This is a genomic window from Anaerobacillus arseniciselenatis (genome assembly GCF_001865995.1).
GTDB classification, from domain to species: domain Bacteria; phylum Bacillota; class Bacilli; order Bacillales; family Anaerobacillaceae; genus Anaerobacillus; species Anaerobacillus arseniciselenatis.
This window is the reverse complement of sequence record NZ_MLQQ01000039.1, coordinates 1-17,407: the sequence shown is the minus strand read 5'-3', so window position 1 is coordinate 17,407 and position 17,407 is coordinate 1. Positions and strand designations below refer to the sequence as shown.

Annotated in this window: 20 protein-coding genes; all 20 read left to right on the top strand. The window is 32.6% G+C overall.

The features are described from left to right. On the top strand, positions 1 to 401 hold a 401-nt coding region (locus BKP35_RS19620; RefSeq protein ID WP_169819223.1), incomplete at its 5' end, for a hypothetical protein. A 162-nt stretch (positions 402 to 563) separates the two neighbouring features. Then, the gene (locus BKP35_RS13265; RefSeq protein ID WP_139192884.1) at positions 564 to 1,124 is read left to right on the top strand and encodes a hypothetical protein; all 561 of its coding nucleotides are present in this window, start codon (positions 564 to 566) and stop codon (positions 1,122 to 1,124) included. Between the two features lie 138 nt (positions 1,125 to 1,262). Further along, positions 1,263 to 1,880 (top strand): hypothetical protein, encoded by a 618-nt coding sequence (locus BKP35_RS13260; protein ID WP_071313848.1) that lies wholly within the window; start codon positions 1,263 to 1,265, stop codon positions 1,878 to 1,880. 256 nt (positions 1,881 to 2,136) lie between these two features. Beyond that, positions 2,137 to 2,643: a hypothetical protein gene (locus tag BKP35_RS13255; protein ID WP_084031651.1), complete on the top strand. Its 507-nt coding sequence runs from the start codon at positions 2,137 to 2,139 to the stop codon at positions 2,641 to 2,643. 454 nt (positions 2,644 to 3,097) lie between these two features. Beyond that, the gene (locus BKP35_RS13250; protein ID WP_071313846.1) at positions 3,098 to 3,343 is read left to right on the top strand and encodes a hypothetical protein; all 246 of its coding nucleotides are present in this window, start codon (positions 3,098 to 3,100) and stop codon (positions 3,341 to 3,343) included. Positions 3,344 to 3,437: 94 nt separating this feature from the next. Further along, the gene (locus tag BKP35_RS20110; protein WP_281244237.1) at positions 3,438 to 3,563 is read left to right on the top strand and encodes a hypothetical protein; all 126 of its coding nucleotides are present in this window, start codon (positions 3,438 to 3,440) and stop codon (positions 3,561 to 3,563) included. Between the two features lie 235 nt (positions 3,564 to 3,798). Then, positions 3,799 to 3,987, top strand: coding sequence for a hypothetical protein (locus tag BKP35_RS13245; protein ID WP_071313845.1), 189 nt, complete (start codon positions 3,799 to 3,801; stop codon positions 3,985 to 3,987). 102 nt (positions 3,988 to 4,089) lie between these two features. Further along, entirely contained in the window at positions 4,090 to 4,674 is a 585-nt protein-coding gene (locus BKP35_RS13240; RefSeq protein WP_071313844.1) for a hypothetical protein, read from the top strand. Between the two features lie 67 nt (positions 4,675 to 4,741). Next, positions 4,742 to 4,906, top strand: a complete 165-nt coding sequence (locus BKP35_RS19195; protein WP_139192883.1) for a DUF1049 domain-containing protein — start codon at positions 4,742 to 4,744, stop codon at positions 4,904 to 4,906. Positions 4,907 to 5,098: 192 nt separating this feature from the next. Further along, complete coding sequence (locus BKP35_RS13235) at positions 5,099 to 5,467, top strand: hypothetical protein (protein ID WP_071313843.1); 369 nt, start codon at positions 5,099 to 5,101, stop codon at positions 5,465 to 5,467. Between the two features lie 104 nt (positions 5,468 to 5,571). Next, positions 5,572 to 6,108, top strand: coding sequence for a hypothetical protein (locus BKP35_RS13230; protein WP_071313842.1), 537 nt, complete (start codon positions 5,572 to 5,574; stop codon positions 6,106 to 6,108). A 109-nt stretch (positions 6,109 to 6,217) separates the two neighbouring features. Beyond that, positions 6,218 to 6,745: a hypothetical protein gene (locus BKP35_RS13225; protein WP_071313841.1), complete on the top strand. Its 528-nt coding sequence runs from the start codon at positions 6,218 to 6,220 to the stop codon at positions 6,743 to 6,745. Between the two features lie 45 nt (positions 6,746 to 6,790). Next, entirely contained in the window at positions 6,791 to 7,174 is a 384-nt protein-coding gene (locus tag BKP35_RS13220; RefSeq protein ID WP_071313840.1) for a SecDF P1 head subdomain-containing protein, read from the top strand. Positions 7,175 to 7,360: 186 nt separating this feature from the next. Continuing rightward, positions 7,361 to 7,804: a MarR family winged helix-turn-helix transcriptional regulator gene (locus BKP35_RS13215; RefSeq protein ID WP_084031652.1), complete on the top strand. Its 444-nt coding sequence runs from the start codon at positions 7,361 to 7,363 to the stop codon at positions 7,802 to 7,804. A 52-nt stretch (positions 7,805 to 7,856) separates the two neighbouring features. Next, the gene (gene tyrS / locus BKP35_RS13210; protein ID WP_071313838.1) at positions 7,857 to 9,101 is read left to right on the top strand and encodes a tyrosine--tRNA ligase; all 1,245 of its coding nucleotides are present in this window, start codon (positions 7,857 to 7,859) and stop codon (positions 9,099 to 9,101) included. Between the two features lie 208 nt (positions 9,102 to 9,309). Next, complete coding sequence (locus BKP35_RS13205) at positions 9,310 to 10,407, top strand: hypothetical protein (protein WP_071313837.1); 1,098 nt, start codon at positions 9,310 to 9,312, stop codon at positions 10,405 to 10,407. Positions 10,408 to 10,813: 406 nt separating this feature from the next. Beyond that, entirely contained in the window at positions 10,814 to 12,397 is a 1,584-nt protein-coding gene (locus BKP35_RS13200) for an NAD(P)/FAD-dependent oxidoreductase (protein WP_071313836.1), read from the top strand. 373 nt (positions 12,398 to 12,770) lie between these two features. Next, the gene (locus BKP35_RS13195) at positions 12,771 to 14,216 is read left to right on the top strand and encodes a PAS domain S-box protein (protein WP_071313835.1); all 1,446 of its coding nucleotides are present in this window, start codon (positions 12,771 to 12,773) and stop codon (positions 14,214 to 14,216) included. A 230-nt stretch (positions 14,217 to 14,446) separates the two neighbouring features. Further along, positions 14,447 to 16,417 carry an ABC1 kinase family protein gene (locus tag BKP35_RS13190; RefSeq protein WP_071313834.1) on the top strand — a complete coding sequence of 657 codons (1,971 nt, stop codon included), beginning with the start codon at positions 14,447 to 14,449 and terminating at the stop codon, positions 16,415 to 16,417. Positions 16,418 to 16,565: 148 nt separating this feature from the next. Next, positions 16,566 to 17,054 (top strand): CBO0543 family protein, encoded by a 489-nt coding sequence (locus tag BKP35_RS13185; RefSeq protein ID WP_071313833.1) that lies wholly within the window; start codon positions 16,566 to 16,568, stop codon positions 17,052 to 17,054. The last annotated feature ends 353 nt before the right edge of the window (positions 17,055 to 17,407 follow it).

The following is a 17,407-nucleotide window of genomic DNA, read 5'->3' as shown; positions in this document are numbered from 1 at the left end:
CTAATAATATGGAAAAGGTAATTGAAGACTTTGAAAATGAAGAAAACTACCTATGGATGGTATCTAATTCTGAATATTTGAGGTTAAATGGCGGGTTACCAAGTAATGAAATGAGTGAGTTGTCTAGTAGTCTTTTTCTACTTGGACAACAAGTGAATAATACTGTAACAAAATATTTTTATCGTAATGAGGGGCAGACCTTATCACAAGAGCAAAAAGAATACTTAAGTGAATTTAATAAAAATTTACAATCAATATCTAATAAATTTAATGAAAAATATAAGTTGTTTCGCACAACAAATACAACGCTAAAAGACGAACATAGAGAGTTAGCTCATTTCATAGTGAATTTCGTAGAACGTAATGAGGAAATATTGTTGCAAATTCCGCCAATTGATTAGGACTTTAAAATATGCCTTTTTTAGTTAACGAAAGTTTTACTGGAACAGCGGAAGTAAAACTATTGAAGTATTGAATGCGATTGTTGAAGAAATAAATATTGAATACTTTTAGAATTGAGGAAATTTTTTGTGATAAATTTATCAAAAAAACAGTATTATTTTTTGGTTTTTCTATTATTCATTGCCGTCATGTATGGTTATAAGAAACATCAAGAAGTAAGTAATCAACATAACTATTTAAATCCACTATTAATGGAAAAGGTACATGCCATTCAGAAGGAAATTCATACCGCCTCAAGTATATTAACGACTGCAATGGACGAAAATCAAATTCCTTATGCACAGTGGATGCAATTAAAAAATGCTTATAAGACGATTGAACATGCTAGTTATGAAATTGAAAAAATGGCTAGAGCGATATACCCTAATCGTGCTAAAGGTTTAGAGAATGCGACTAAGACAACTTCGTATTTAATGGCAAGTGATTTAGTTTATATAGAAGATAATTTTATAGAAGCTAACTTGGATAGATCAGATATGATAACCTTTTCAGCAGAAGAACGTGAACTATTAGAACCTATTTACAACACTACGTTAGCTTGGAGAAAAATATCTGGTCAATATTATGTAGTGACTTATATCATCACTCGTAAGTATTGGGTGGATATGATGAAAGAAATACAGGAAGAATCCATCTTGTACCAAAAAGATTATTATAAATAGTAACCTAAGATTTTGAACTAACTGGATGCGTTACTTTAATAGCAGCAGTGACACTTTGTTTAAGTATTAGGAAGGATTTTGAACAAGGTAATTTGCAAAATTTTATCATTTTATTAACGAAGGTGGTGGATAGGTTAAATGGGTTATTATAGACCGAAATTACTTTCGGGAAAAAGCAGGTTGGTTCTGTTTATATTTGTAGTAGGTTTAGTAATAACATTTATTGCTGTTTATCATGCCAAAGGAAGTGTTGGCAGTGTGGCTGAAAGTAATAAAGTAACTGAAATAAATTTTAATGAACATTTTTATAACTTAACAGAATTAGGCATTTCAGACTTCGCTAAAATACAGAATTTTAGATTAGAATTCGATGACAAAGGATTAATTAAGCTTTCACATTACGAACTAATAGAGAAAGTCAATAATGGTTTTAACGTTTACAAAGTAAGGTATTCAATTGATGATAAAAAGTATGACATCAGCAAATCTACATTTGAAAAATGGGACCAGTATTATCAGTTAGTCGAAGCAAAAGGTTTCTTTGAAAGTTTAAGCTTTATAATCTTAAATGATAATGTAGTAACAGCAGGTAATGGAAACCAAGTTTTTAGTAGTGGTTGGAACGTTTCTTATAACATTTTGGACCAAGAAAAATTTCTTGTTGAGAATAAAACAATAAGAAATATTGAAGATTTTGATTTACCAATAACAGGATACTATATAAATTTTAATGGAGTGCATTATATTTTCAATTAATCATCAATATTAAGGCTTAGACCTTTCAATCTTGAACTAACGAATGCGTTAATAAAATTATGAGCTGCAATGATGTACATGTATTTCTACTAGGAGTGTTGAAATGATTGAAAACAAGAAATACCTATATTGGTCGATAGCTATCTTATTGGTTATAATTATCCTCAATTTGCCATTCCCACATGCTCTACCATTAGCCGAGGCTATTTTGGTAAATCTAAATATCCCACTTCGTTTTTTGGGAGGATTCCATTATGTGGGGATTTTTTCTCTCATCCTTGTAATCGTTAGTTTGTTCTTACTGTCAAACTCGTTGAAAGAATATAAAGGACGTTTTGTTCTCATCGGATTTGTAGTTATGATGGGTGGCCCGATCTTTTTAGTTAGTATCTTTCAACAAACGGTGGCAACTGGCATTTATGCTGTTTCTTATGATCGCCAAGCAAGTAATTGTAATTTTACGATGATTGACGATGAAACATTAGTAGGCTCTTGTAAGCTTCCGTTTGTAAATTATAGTAGAAAGCCAGTAGAATTCACAGTTGAGTTTTATGATCGATTTCGTTTTGAGAATGCCCCCCCAATGCTCACTCTAATGAATCATCACGGGCTACATGAAATTACTCTTTCTGGGAAGCAAAGAAAAACTGTCTATCTAGAAACCGAAATTGATATCTCGACATTGGAAAACCATATTTGGGGCGGAACAGCTAACGGCGTTAACATCATTCTGAAGTCTGGAAAAAGTAGAAGAGAATTATAAAATATATACTAGTCCAGGAATAACTACTTGTGAAGAAAACTACTTAAACAAACGGTTGCGTTTCTGGAACAGGAAGATTAAAAAATCCTTCTTTAACAAACGATAAGCAATAGTAAAATCACGAGCTGTAATTAATTCAGCTCGTTTTTTCAATTTACAAACAAATAAATTTTGAATTATGTTAATATTTAGTGGTAGAAAAAAATGTAAAAAAAGTATAAGGACTGGTAATGGATGTTACATAAAAAAATAAGCTGGATTCAAGCATGCATCATGAACAGCGGAAAGAGAAGCAAAATGGTGGAGTATTTTTAGAAACAACACAATCATTAATAGATATTTTTATATCATGGGTTGATCGAAATGAAATGTTTTCTTAAATAAACTGAAGCGTTCCTGCAATGGCAGCAGTGACGCTTTGTTTCAGTATTTAAGCTATGTTAGGAGGGGTTAATTGAGTAATAAGGTATATTATTTTGTTGTAGTGCCATTTCTAATGATAATTAGCTATTTTGTAGTAAATTATCTTCCAGAAAATCTAAAACCTTATTTGGCGGTAGTTATAGGAATTATTATTACTTATTCAGTATGGAGAGATTTAAAAAAAGCAAAGGAACAAGAAGAAATAAGACGTATTTCTGTGCTTTTAAGTTTTACAATAATTTTCTTGGTTATAGGTATTTTATCGCTTATTCTTTAATTTACGACGAGCTTTTCTGCAATAGCAGCGGTAACGCTTAGTTTCAGTATTGAGTTTAGTAGAAAGTAATGGTTTATAAGAGAGGGGAAATTGTATGTGGATTTTAATTATTTTTGTCATTATTGGTATAGGGACAGTTATTAGTTATTTAAGGGAACAATCGAATCAAAACAAAAAAATTATCGAACTTCTTGAAGAAATAAATAAAAATAATTATTAGGGGGATTAAGTATTAAGACGGTAAAAGCGTTAATGCAAAAAACAGTCTTCTAAAAAAAGAGTCAGCATACTATAGTAAAGCACTTTTATGGAGGTCTTGTGAGAACTACTGGAACAGTGGCAGTGGCGCTTTTGTTTTAGTAATGAGCAGAATAATTAAATAAGGAGTTACGCTCTTTTGCGAGTTAATTTTTTATCTATATTTAGTAGAAGAGTGGATAAGGAAGGAGGATTTAATGGTTGTTTATTATATTCTATCGGTACTAATACCTATTGCTATACTTATTTATGTAATTGGTAGTCTTTCTACGATTAAACATCAACAAAAAATGATAATGAAACATCTTGGTATTGAGGAAGAGACTGAAAAATTGATACCTAATGAAAAAATTGAAAGAGAATTAGAGGACGAGTTATTGAAATAAGTCGTTTTAACTAACGAAAGCGTTTGTTCAATTGAAACTTTATTAAAGTTTTAATCGTAAGCATATTTAAGTAGAAATTATTCTGAATAAAGGGGGATTTATATGGAAAAGTTTTTGAAGTTTTTTTTAATTATATCATTGGTACTAAATGTGTTTTTATTGTTTCAATTAAACTCAGAGAAAAATGATGTTGTAAGTGAAGATTTACGATATGCAAGTATTTCTTATGGGATTAGCAATCTTTCGGACCATTTTGATTCAATCTCTAATACATTTGAATTTTATGGAGCTGGAGAGTTGCCTAGCGAAAAAGAATTACTATTAATTGAACAGGCGATTGACACACACACAAATAATATCCGAAACACACGCTCTCATTTAGTTCATGCGTTGACCTTTAATAATATGAGTTATATTGATGAATTCGAAGAAACCTTATTAAATATTGAAAAACTCCTTGGTGATTTTGTTTATGGTGGACCTTTTTATAAAAGTGAGATGGAGACAGTTCAGGAACTCCTAAATTCAGCGAGCCAAACCATTAAGCAAACTAAAGAACAATCAACGAGTCAAGCCATTAATCAAAGAAAAGCGAAGGAAATCTCTGATGAAATGATAGAAAGTATCACCGAAGAATTAATAAAAATTAATGAACAAATAAACTCCATTTACCAAAAAAGAAGTTAAATTAGGGCAATAGCATAAACTCATTGAAGAAGCGGGAAGTTTCCCGATAAAGAAAAGAGGGTTGTTTATGGCTAATGAAATATTTTTAATTATTCTTATTTCGTTAATTTTAGTTGGTATAGTTGGCGGAGTATTACTAATCTTCTTTTGGATGAAAAGTAGTTATAGAAAAAAAGATTTAAAAATTAAAGAGCTTCAAAATGAAATTGAGGAACTAAAAAGAAAGAAATAAATTCGAAATAGAATTGCCAGAGGTAGCCTCGTTAATCTTTCTTGAACTAACGGCTTAGCTTAGTTGAAAACCGGCGCTATATTAATTACAGCGTATATGTTGTCCCATCGGTAGGTAATACAGATGTTATACTAAAAGTACAGAGTACTTCAAGGAGAGTTTGAATTATGGGTCTAATTAGGAGGTGTTATTTTGAAAAAGAATATTGCAATAATACTAAGCGTAATTTTTATTCTGATCGGTTGTTCCTCAGAGAAAGATAGAATAATTAATCAACTCAAATCTGAGGACGAAGAAATGTATATTATTGTGGTTTTTGCCGATGAATTGCCAGGTGGAGGATATCAAAGTGACATCAGTAACGCCATAAGTGATGATTCATATAAAATATTTGAAAACATTTCTGAGGTAGCGTATATTATTTTAGAAGGAAATTCCCACAAACATGACTACAAAAACACTTTACAAATAAATGAAACCCCCGAAATTTTTATTTTTGACAATAAAGGTATCGTTTTTAGAACAACCGAAATTGAGGAATTAGGAGGATTTTTTAAGTGAACAGGAACAGTCATATACGTGGTTGCTCTTGTTTATTTTTATTCATCTTATGAAGCAGAAGTTCTGCAAGGGTGTTTATAAAAAATGGTTAGGGAGGGAAGCGTTTGAATAAAAATAAGCTAATTTTCATAATTGTTGTGATCCTATTAGTTTCATCTTTAGGGATGAACTTTCATCTTTTCAATGAAACCAACTCTCTCAAAAATACGGTTGGACAGGACTACCGATTTAACCATGAGGAAGTTATGTGGAATTTTGATGTAGAGATATTTGATCACGTGATAAAACAATTACGCGAAGGAGATGTCGCGCAATTTGAACGATATACGGTAAAAATCAATTCCTTAGTTTCTTCTCACCGACTTGGGACTGTGGATCTCTTTTCTCAACACCTCCTAACGCCACTAAATGAAATTTCTCGCAATTATAACGAAGGTAACATGGATATGTTCGAAAAGAACGTAGAGAGAGCTAGGGTAAGGTTGGTCTTAACAAATAAAATGTTAACAAAAATCAGAGAAACGTTAGAAGATCAAAGTAATAAAAAATGGTTCGAAGAATTATCTAATAATCGCTCTGAATTAAATCGTAATATAAGTGAACGATGGACTCAAGCTTTTCATGGTCAAGGGAAAGATTAGAGTTTTACCAGAACTTAATCTTGAAGAGATGTTGCCGTAGTAGTATTCAATTGAGGCAATAGTGAAATTTTCAAGGGCTACTGCTCTGTATTGATGAGGGGGAAATAAATTGAGAATATCATATCTAATTGTAGCGTTACTTCTATTTTCGATGGTGTTTGGTTGTGAAAGAGATCTAATAAAGATTGATGAAGATATTACTAGGAACATTAAAGAATATGTAGAAGTTGAAAATAATAGATTATACGAAGTTATTAATAACGGAGATTATTATTATGCTATTTCTTATAACGCAGAAGATGATACAGTGAAAATTTCCGCTTTTTCATTTAAAGACAATTTAGAATTTATTTATTCAGGAATTTTAGGAAACAAAGCCGATGAAACTAATGATCTTTCAACAAATGGTATAAATATTGAAAATAACCATGTGTTATTTTTTGGTAAAATAAATAACGATGAAATACAAGAAGTTTTCTTCGACCGTAAAAAAGCTGATATTGTTAAGGTGAACGAAAATCGTATTTGGCTTTCGCCAATAGATAACTATATCGTGATGGATATTATCGCTTATGATAAAGATGGGGAGGTTATTTTTAAAGATAGACCTGTATATAGAGAATTGCAGGATTTATAAACGAAAAGAAACGGTAGTTCTCTGAGTTAAAAGGGAGGAAATAAAATGAAAAAAATTATTAGATACTTATTTGTCAGTGTTGTATTCTTATTTTTTTTAACAGGGTGTATAACTTCAGAAAGTGACGAGGTAACTATACAAAACGAAGATGGAGAAGTGTTGGCAACTACTTCTGATTTTACTGAAGCTGGTTTGGAATATCAGGAACAAACTGAACAATACGTAATCAAGTTGACTTTCAAAGATGAGAATAAATTAGAAGAAATAACAGAAAGTCATCTTGGAGAAACAACTAAGTTCTTTTTAAATGATGAATTAATAGCATCTCCTAGAATTGACGTAGGAATTTCTGGTACAGAATTTTTAATTGCAGGGACTATTGATGGGAAAACTGCTAAACGGTTTGTCGAAGTAATTAATAATAATTAAGTATTGAGCAATCTAATACGATATGGATACAGGATTTTAGTATTTAATTTAATTATTTTTTTTGGTAATATCGTTTCATAGCTAACGATTATGAAAATTTAGAAGGCGGTGGTTACTGTATATTCTTTTAATGATGATGGAGAACTGCTCCAAGAAGAGAAAGATACGATTAATCAATTGTCAAAAATGCCGTTGGATTCACTTAATTTAGATGCTGTTTCTGTTGTTACAAACATCTATAGAGTAGCACAAGGGTTGAGAAACAAAATGGAACGAGAAGTTTTATCGAAACATGGGCTTTCGTGGACTTCATTTTCAATATTATATGATTTATGGATTTGGAAATCAGTTGAAACAAAGAAGTTAGCAGAGTTAACCGCCGTTTCAAAAGCTACGATAAGCAATATTACAAAAACGTTAGAAAAGAAAGAACTAGTGTTTAGAAAAACAGATACGAGGGACCGAAGAATTACCTTTGTAACAATGACAGATAAAGGAAAAAAGGTAATGGAAGAGCTTTATCCACAATTTCATCAAGGAGAAGTAGAGATTGTCTCTAGCTTATCTGTTAAGGAACAAAAAAACGTTTCTGAATTATTACGGCGAGTAATAAAAGAAAATCAATTTTAGTTAACGTCCCATTAGAAAAGAGTATCGTTTTACTTATTAGGAGGTTATGAAGATGAACAATATATTGGAACAACTGAATGAAGAACAATTAGCCGAAGTGAAAAGGCAAATGAAAATATACACGCAAGGTGTGCAAGAAATTATCCCTACGGAGGAATTAGAGCTAAAGGTGGCAAAGTCCATTCTCGAAAACCGACCGCTTAAAATTAAATTGGGATTAGATCCATCTGCTCCAGATGTGCATCTTGGGCATACTGTCGTTTTAAAGAAAATGAGGCAGTTTCAAGAGAACGGACACATTATCCAATTGCTTATCGGAGATTTCACAGGTAAGATTGGCGACCCAACAGGCAAGTCGGTAGCTAGAAAACCATTAACAGATGAAGAAGTAAAGCATAATGCAAAAACCTACTTCGAGCAATTTGGAAAAGTGATGGATATGGAGAAAGTCGAACTACATTACAACTCGGAGTGGCTTTCCAAATTACACTTTGAAGATGTCGTTCAACTAGCAGGTAAAATAACCGTCGCAAGACTAATGGAAAGAGATGATTTTGAAGAAAGAACTGCTCTTGGTAAGCCAATCTCACTCCATGAATTTTTCTACCCGTTAATGCAAGGTTACGATTCTGTTGTGTTAGAGAATGATATTGAACTAGGTGGAACAGACCAACATTTTAATATTTTAATGGGAAGACACTTTCAAGAGAAGTTTGGAAAAGAAAAGCAAGTAGCAATACTAATGCCTTTACTGGAAGGGCTTGACGGAGTAGAAAAGATGTCTAAATCAAAGAAAAACTACATCGGTATTGATGAAAACCCACACGAAATGTACGGAAAAGCGATGTCGATTCCAGACGAATTAATGAAGAAATACTTCGAATTAATCACAGACTTCTCTCCTGAACAAATAGAAAAAGTAAAAGTTGATCTAGATTCAGGCGAGCTACATCCAAGAGATGCAAAAATGCTTCTAGGGAAAACAATCGTAAGGATGTACCACGGGACAAAAGCAGCAGAAAAGGCAGAACAACAATTTATATCAGTCTTTCAAAAAGGAACAATGCCTAATGAGATGCCAGTGGTTGAATGGAAAGGCAATCTAGAAGTACCAATCCTAGATTTTCTAGTAAATTTAAAATTATTAAGTTCGAAAAGTGAAGCACGCAGAATGATTGAGAATAAAGGAGTAAAAATAAACGGAGAAAAGATTGAAGATACAGGGTTACGAGTTCTTATTACCGAAGGGTTAGTTGTACAAGTTGGGAAGCGAAAGTTTGTAAAGATAAATATGTAATCTAATATTAAAGGTGTAACTTTGAGTTGCACCTTTAAATTTTTCTCCTGGAGCCAATGCGGCCATAACACCTAATATGAGTAATGTAATACCGGAAGCAATCGCCATTTATGGATTGTATACCTCTTTTTTCATCAAATATCCAATTTTTCTATTGCTTATGAATGATATGATAGATTTAAGAAAATATGGAAATTGAGGTGTGGTCATGAGTAATGGGAGCACAGTAGATACAAAAACAGTTTTGATACCGTTTAGTTTTACTTATAGTCCAATAAAGAAGCTGGCATTAATAAATATTGAAAAAGATCCAGACCAAGAGTATATCGGTTTAGAGCCACAGGTGTTTGAAAGAAGTGAGTACGGTACTGCTTATCGGGTGATCGCTTATCGTAAAGATGGGTACGTGGATGTGTACGATGATTTAAATTTACAAGAGGATGACGATGATTGTTTTGATGTAACTGGGAAAGGTTTATGTGAACGTATGAAGGTTCAGATGAAAAATGTAACATTTGAGAAAAGAAAAGAGTGCTTTTATTTATCGTTTCAGTTTACTGATAAATTTGGTAGAGAGATTGTGGCAAAAATCTTTGAGCATACGAAAAAACGTTCAAGAGGTGTAGATTTACTAGCTCCAGTAGGCTCCTCAAGTGAGCATCCAACGTATTTACCACTATTTTTCCTTTATGATTTTGATTTTGTAAGAAAGTATCAAACAGAGGTGGAAGTATCCATTGATGGGAAAGCTCACACTCCTGATCCTTTTCCGTATCCGATCCCTAAGGATTTTCAATGGCGTTACTACACTAGATTTAGTGAGGACTGTCATTTAATAGAATTTGCCAATGCGAAAGAAACTACTTTACAAGAGTGTCACATAGATACAAATAATATAGTCGTTCAAGATGACCTTATCCAATATACATTTGACGAGGACAAAAACTTAACAAAAATATCTTTAATAAATCAAAAGCATCACTTTTTAGTACAATTTAAACAAGGATTTCCTGATATTCGCAAACTTACAGAGAAGAATAAGTATAAGGATACATTTACACTAAATGTAGACGCAAGAATGGGCTTTATTAGTGGTGAATATGAAGTGAATATAGTCGGTGATGAGGTGGAAATACAATTAATTCCTACTGGTGGTTGGATCACGAAGCCTAATTCATTTTTTACTAAAATGATGTTTAAGGAAAAATCTATATTTTGTTCCTGGCCGAAAACGTATAAGTACACTCAAAAGATTGACTTATCTACACTGCAATCTGTTTCCAAGTGGGAACGAACAAAAGGCTAGGTTGATGTAACTAAAAACCAGGCTTTCTGTTTTTTGTTAGTTTGGAACACAAAGAAGAGCGACTCCCTTTAGAAATGCACTTGTTATTCTTTAGAAAGTCGCTCTTTGCTTAAATTTACTTTAACATACATAAAAGGCGTATTCTAATGTAAGTATTCCCAAATGAAGGATTGATCGTTGCAGAATGAAATTTTCACTTCCAAAGTAATCACTTTTTTGTATAATTAACTTAGTCAATGAATTTCATAATTCATTATTTCCGCCACTACGATCAATATATAGTTGCGTCAAAACGATTCGCAAACTATATATTGTTTGATGTGGCTCATTTTTGGTAATTATGAAATTCACTCAAGTAACGAAGAATGATTTATAGCAGCCAATAAAATTTAGGATGGATGGTAACATGTTAAGAATAAGTAATATTAAGCTACGCGCTGATTTTGACCCGAGCAAGGAACAAGAACTTTTAATTCAGAAAATCAAAAAAGTACTAAGGGTCAAACAGGATAAAATATTGTCTTTTACTATTTCTAAGAAATCAATTGATGCAAGGGAAAAAAACAATGTACAACTTGTGTATTCTGTTGATGTTGAAATCGAAAACGAAAAGTCGTATTTAGGAATCAAAAATGTATCTTCCTTTGAACCGTTCCAGTATGTTATCAAAAAATCGAAAAAGACGACCCGTCCTGTAGTAGTTGGCAGTGGACCTGCTGGACTTTTCTGCGCTTTACTTTTAGCAGAACATGGTTTAAACCCGATTGTAGTAGAGCAGGGGATGGACGTAGATCGAAGAAAAATAGCTGTCGAAAAATTTTGGAAAGACGGCGTGCTTGACACAAATTGTAATGTTCAATTTGGTGAAGGTGGAGCAGGAACGTTTTCAGATGGGAAATTAACAACAGGGATAAAAAATACTAGAATTCCTAAAGTATTTAATGAGCTTGTCGAAGCTGGTGCTCCTAAGGAGATTTCTTATTTAGCAAAGCCCCATATCGGAACAGACATTTTGATCACGGTTGTGAGAAATATTCGAAAAAAAATCGAACGCCTAGGTGGGGAAGTGCGTTTCGAAACGAAAATGAAGGAACTCGTCATTGAAAGTGGTGGCGTTAGAGGCGTGATACTCGAACAACAAGGGAAAACAGAGTCTATCGAGACTGATTCTGTAGTACTTGCAATCGGGCATAGTGCTAGGGATACGTTTTTTATGTTAAAGGATTTAGGAGTAGAGATGGTTCCTAAGCCTTTTGCTGTAGGAGTGCGTATTGAACACCTTCAAAAAGACATCGATGAACAGCAATTTGGTTGCTTTGCTAGTAGTCCACTTCTAGGTGCATCTGAATATAAGTTGAATGCACATCTTGCTAATGGGAGAGGTGCTTACACGTTTTGTATGTGTCCTGGTGGTCATGTCGTTGCTGCTGCATCAGAAAAAAATACTGTAGTTACAAATGGGATGAGCTATAGCGCAAGAAGTGGTGAAAATGCAAATAGTGCATTGCTTGTTTCTGTATCGCCAAATGATTACAATGGCGACGTTTTGGGCTCTATTGAATTTCAAAGAAAACTTGAACGAAAAGCCTTTGAAGTTGGTGGCAGTAATTATTTTGCACCAGTTCAACTCGTTGGCGACTTTTTAGCTGATAAACCAAGTAAACAACTTGGGCGTGTGACGCCAACGTATACCCCAGGTGTCACACCTACGGATTTAAGAGAATGTCTCGATGAGTTTATCGTTGAAAGCTTAAAAGATGGCTTACGAGCAATGGATAAAAAACTTGCCGGATTTGTTAAACATGATGCAGTTTTATCAGCAGTAGAAAGCCGAAGCTCATCACCAGTTACAATTAGGCGAAATCCTCTTACATTTGAGTCGAACATTAAAGGCTTATACCCTTGTGGGGAAGGAGCAGGTTATGCAGGCGGGATCACGTCAAGTTCTGTTGACGGCATAAAATGTGCCGAAGCGTTATTGGAAATTTAAGAATATTGCGGGAGCAAGGGGACGGTTCTCTTGCTTCTTTCGTATCGCTAAACGAAGGAAGCGAAAGGAACCATCACTGCGTCCTTCAAAGCCGAGGCTTACTTATAATTTGGCTTGGCTATGCTGCGCGCAATAAGCATCATAAAGTGTTAGTCATTGACTTTGTGGCATCATTTTTAATAATGTTGAAATGGGTGTACTCAGTAAAGAGATATTTTGAATTTTTATGGATATTACTTACTTTTTTAGAGGATTGAAAGGTATTCGGTAATTTTTGTCGAACTAGTTTTATAATTTTATTGAAATAATTACTAAAAATTAGTGCCTATTTTTACACACATACGTGTATATAGGTGATAGGGGAATATAAATTATGGCATTTTGGAAAGACCTATTCAATGGACATAGTGCTGTTATGCTTCTGATAGATCCAGAAGGAGGCCGTATTATTGATGCTAACCCAGCCGCTTCAAATTTTTACGGTTATTCACTCGATCAACTGAAACAAATGTACATTAGTGATATTAACATGTTACCAAAGACACAAATTAATAAAAAAATGCACGAGGCTTCTGAGCGAAAGCATAATCAGTTTATTTTTAAACACCGCCTTGCTAATGGTCAATTCAAACATGTAGAAGTGTTTTCATCTTCTATATATAAGAATAATAAAAAGCTGTTATTTTCAATTATTAACGACATTACGGATAGAGTTTTATTTGAAAATGAACTTGTACAGCTAAACGAAAGGCTTGAAGATAGGGAAGAACATTATCGATCTTTGTATGAAAATCATTGTGATGCTATTTTTACATTAAATAGGTACGGACATATAATTAATGCGAATTTAATGTCATCGTTCATTTGTAATCATTCTATTGAAGAATTAAGAAATAGTTCTTTTCTAGAGATGGTGGTGCCTGAAGATATTGAATTAGTGCAAATAGCCTTTCAAAAAACAATAGAAGAAGGCCCGCAAAATTATGAATGTAAAATCAACAGGAATGAACGTAAGGTATATTTAGAAGTAACAAACATACCAGTTCTTGTAAAGGGTAACCTAGTTGGTGTTTTTGTTGTTGCAAAAGATATTACTGAAAGAAAGTTAGCAGAAGAAAAACTCGCAGAATATCAAAGGGAAGTACAACGAGCAGAAAAATTAAGAATAGTAGGAGAGCTTGCTGCAAGTGTGGCTCATGAAATTCGCAACCCGTTAACAACAGCAAAAGGGTTTTTACAGATGTTATATGGAGCTGAGAATATTACTAGAGAACAACAGAAATATATTGATATTTCAATAAAAGAGTTAGATCAATCAAATAGAATTATTAAGGATTACTTATCATTAGCTAAATCTGATGATAATTTATTAGAAGTCATAGAGATCAATTTCGAAGTTCATGCTGTAGTAGAAGCAATGAGTTCGTTTGCATTAATGAATAGTGTTGAAATTAATTTTAATCCTAACGTCAAATCTGTACAAATTAAAGGGAATAAAAGTAAATTTAAACAAGTTTTGCTCAATATAATAAAAAATGGTATTGAAGCATTGGAGTTAACTCCAAGTGGAAGAATTGATATTTATACATTAGAAGACGAGAATTTTGCTACAGTTCAAATTAAAGATAATGGCTGTGGAATGACTGAAACAGAAGTGAGGGATTTAGGTCTACCATTTTACTCAACAAAGAAGGAAGGCACAGGTTTAGGAATGATGGTTTGTTATAAAATTATTGAGGCAATGGGAGGGAAAATTACTGTTACTAGTAAAAAAGGTATTGGTTCATGCTTTACAATTGCCCTTCCAAGATCAATGTAAATGAATAGACGATCTTAATGACATGATAGAATTAAAATTTCACTTAAACTGATATGAACGAAGCAGTTTTTGAATAAGCGGTATGTACTTACTGAAGTTACGCATTTTTGCATTATTTTTAGTAATTCTAAGCATCCATTGCTGTATACCATTGTTTATTCTTTTCACTAAATATGTATTTTTGAATTTTTAAGTGGGAAACTTAGAGTTAATTCGAAAATACATAAAACATGTTTAATCTGGTATCAAAGGATGTGAGAGATTTGCTACAAGCACTGATTTTTATTATATTATTTACATTTATTATTACACGGTTGATAGGTACGACAGTCTCTAAAACAAAAGTATTTCTTGCGATATTCTTAAGCTTTTCTTCTACAGCAGTAGCTTATTTCTTTTTATTTTTAAAAGGTAATCCAGAGAGAATATACGAATTTAATCCTTCAAACGGATTGTATATCTTATTTGTAATTATTACGACAATGTTCATGATTCTTATTTTTGAAATGCTTAGTGATCATTCAAAAGAAAAACCAGCTTATACATCGGTTTTCTCATTAAAAAAGATAAGAAATTGGTTCAAAAGACAAAGAAGGTATCTTCAAGTTCTTAGGATAGCAATAAAAAATGGCATATCTACAAAAACATTTCGAAATAATCAAGAAAGTGTCGCTATTTCATTGCGTAAAACCCTTGAAGAGTGTGGTGGGGTCTTTATTAAATTTGGTCAAGTTTTATCTACAAGGACAGATTTATTACCATTAAATTTTATTGAAGAACTCTCCAAACTACAAGAAAATGTCAAGTATTTAACGAAGGAAGAGGTAGAGAGTGTTTTAAAGACAGAATTACATGGAGCTATTGAGAATACATTTGAATCGTTTGATATGGAGCCAATCGCTGCTGCTTCAATTGGACAAGTTCATAGGGCTATATTAAAAGATGGAAACCAAGAAGTCGTTGTAAAATTATTAAGACCAAATGTAACGAATAACTTAAAGATTGATTTAGATATATTAATCCGATTATCAAACACATTGTCCAAAAAGAGTGAGTTGGCAAGAAATATTGGTATGAAAAGTTTAGCGAAAGGCTTTGCTGAAGCTATGTTAGAAGAGATTGATTTTAAAATTGAAGCAAGAAATTCTATACAAATCTCAGAAGCAATGAAGGACATGAAAACTAATGTAAAAGTACCCGTCATCTATCAAGAAATTAGCACCTCTAAATTACTTGTCATTGAATATATAGAGGGGGTAACTGTAAAAAATGGAGTAGGGATACTGGAAAAACTAAATTTGGATAAAAGAGAGTTTCAAAAAGAAATTTTTGATACTATTCTTCATCAGATATTTACAAGTGGAGTTTTTCATGCTGATCCACATCCTGGTAACGTTTATATCTTAAATGATGGGCGTCCTGCTCTTATTGATTTTGGATCAGTGGGGAAACTAGGGACTATTCAACAAGCTGGATTTAAAAGATTGATGGTAGGGTTAGAGAAGAAGAATGCATACTTATTCATGGATGGGTTACTAGATTTAATTGAACCAAAAAGTAATATTAATAAATATCAATTAGAACAAGCGTTAAGCCAATTTCTAATAAACAATACTTCTGATGCACAAAACACGGAACAAATCATTCACGATTTATTCGGATTAATGAATGAGTTTGAACTTTCGTTTTATCCAATGGTAGCTGGAGCATTCCGCTCTTTAATTACATTACAAGGTACACTTGAAATTATTGATAATAATTTTGATATTATGATCGAAGCTAAGAGATTTGCAGAGGAACATATGAGTGTAATTAATAATAACAAATCAGTTAGCGATATAGTGTACAATGAAGCCCTATCATTACTACCGATTTTATCGAGAATTCCTCGTAAATTTGATGATTTAACAACGAAAATAGAAAATGGCAATTTCACTGTTCGGATTAATTTTTTTGGTGAAAAGGATAACGTAAATTTTGTGAATTATATAGTAGCACAAGTATTGACTATACTTGCTGGAACTGCTTTTGGTGGTATATCAGTTGGATTATTATTAGTTTCTAATCAAAAAAACCCAAGTATCCTAAACTTTCTAGATGTATTTGCCTATCTAGGTTTAACATTAAGTTCTATTTTTTTAATAAGAGTAATGATTCAAGCTTTACGTAAATCAAATATGGATAACTTAGATAATAAATGAATAATAAGTACTTAATGGAATCATTAAGATAGCTCCTACTATAAGAAAATAAAATGACATAACGGAGACCATATTAGTTAAGAGTTCATAATTTCCTATATGAATGAGCATCCTAAATAAGAACTTTAATCATAAAAGGATGTTTGTTATGAAGCGAAATAAAAACCAGAAGAAGTTCTTACGAATTACACTAATTATAAATTTAGTGATACTCATTCCCTTACTTATTAGAAAGCCTCCAGTAAAAGATTGGATAATCGTTTATTTGTTCAATGCCGTTACCAACGGTTTAATTGATAATATATTATCAAAGCATAAAATAGTGAAGTATCCTGTGCGTTTATTTTCAAAATCGTTTGATACTCATATACTGTTTGATTTCTTTGTATATCCAACTTTCACCATTCTTTATAATCAAATGACAGAAAAGGACAAAATTTTTCCAATTATTTATAAGCTTATTTTCATTACAATACCACCTTTTTTCATTGAACTCTGGGCAGAGAAAAAGACGGATTTAATTGAATGGAGCAGAAAATGGAAATGGTATCATACCTTTTTTGGTCTCATTTTTAAATCACTAATAACAAGAATGGTAATTGGGGGTGTAAAAAAGTTAGATAATCAAATTAATTAAATAAAATGTTATATCATGCTTGGTAAACTATCGGCATAGCGTAGCACAAGAAGCCGTCGTAACTGTTGTATCACTAACGGTAGCCTATATTGAATAAGAAATACGAGAAACAAGAGAACAAATTGTTGCGCAGTACTACGAAACTGGTAATAGAATAACACTCAGTATTATGTAACTAAGAATTGTACCTAAGAATAATTTTAAAAACTTGTTCAATTAACGGAGGCGCGCGACAAGTTCTGTTATAAACGCTTTCCAGCGTGAAAATACAGGAAGTTTACTAGAAAAACTTCAACTTTACAACTGAGGATTGGAATGAAGGAACCAAGTTTCCTGAAACAATCCCATCAAGA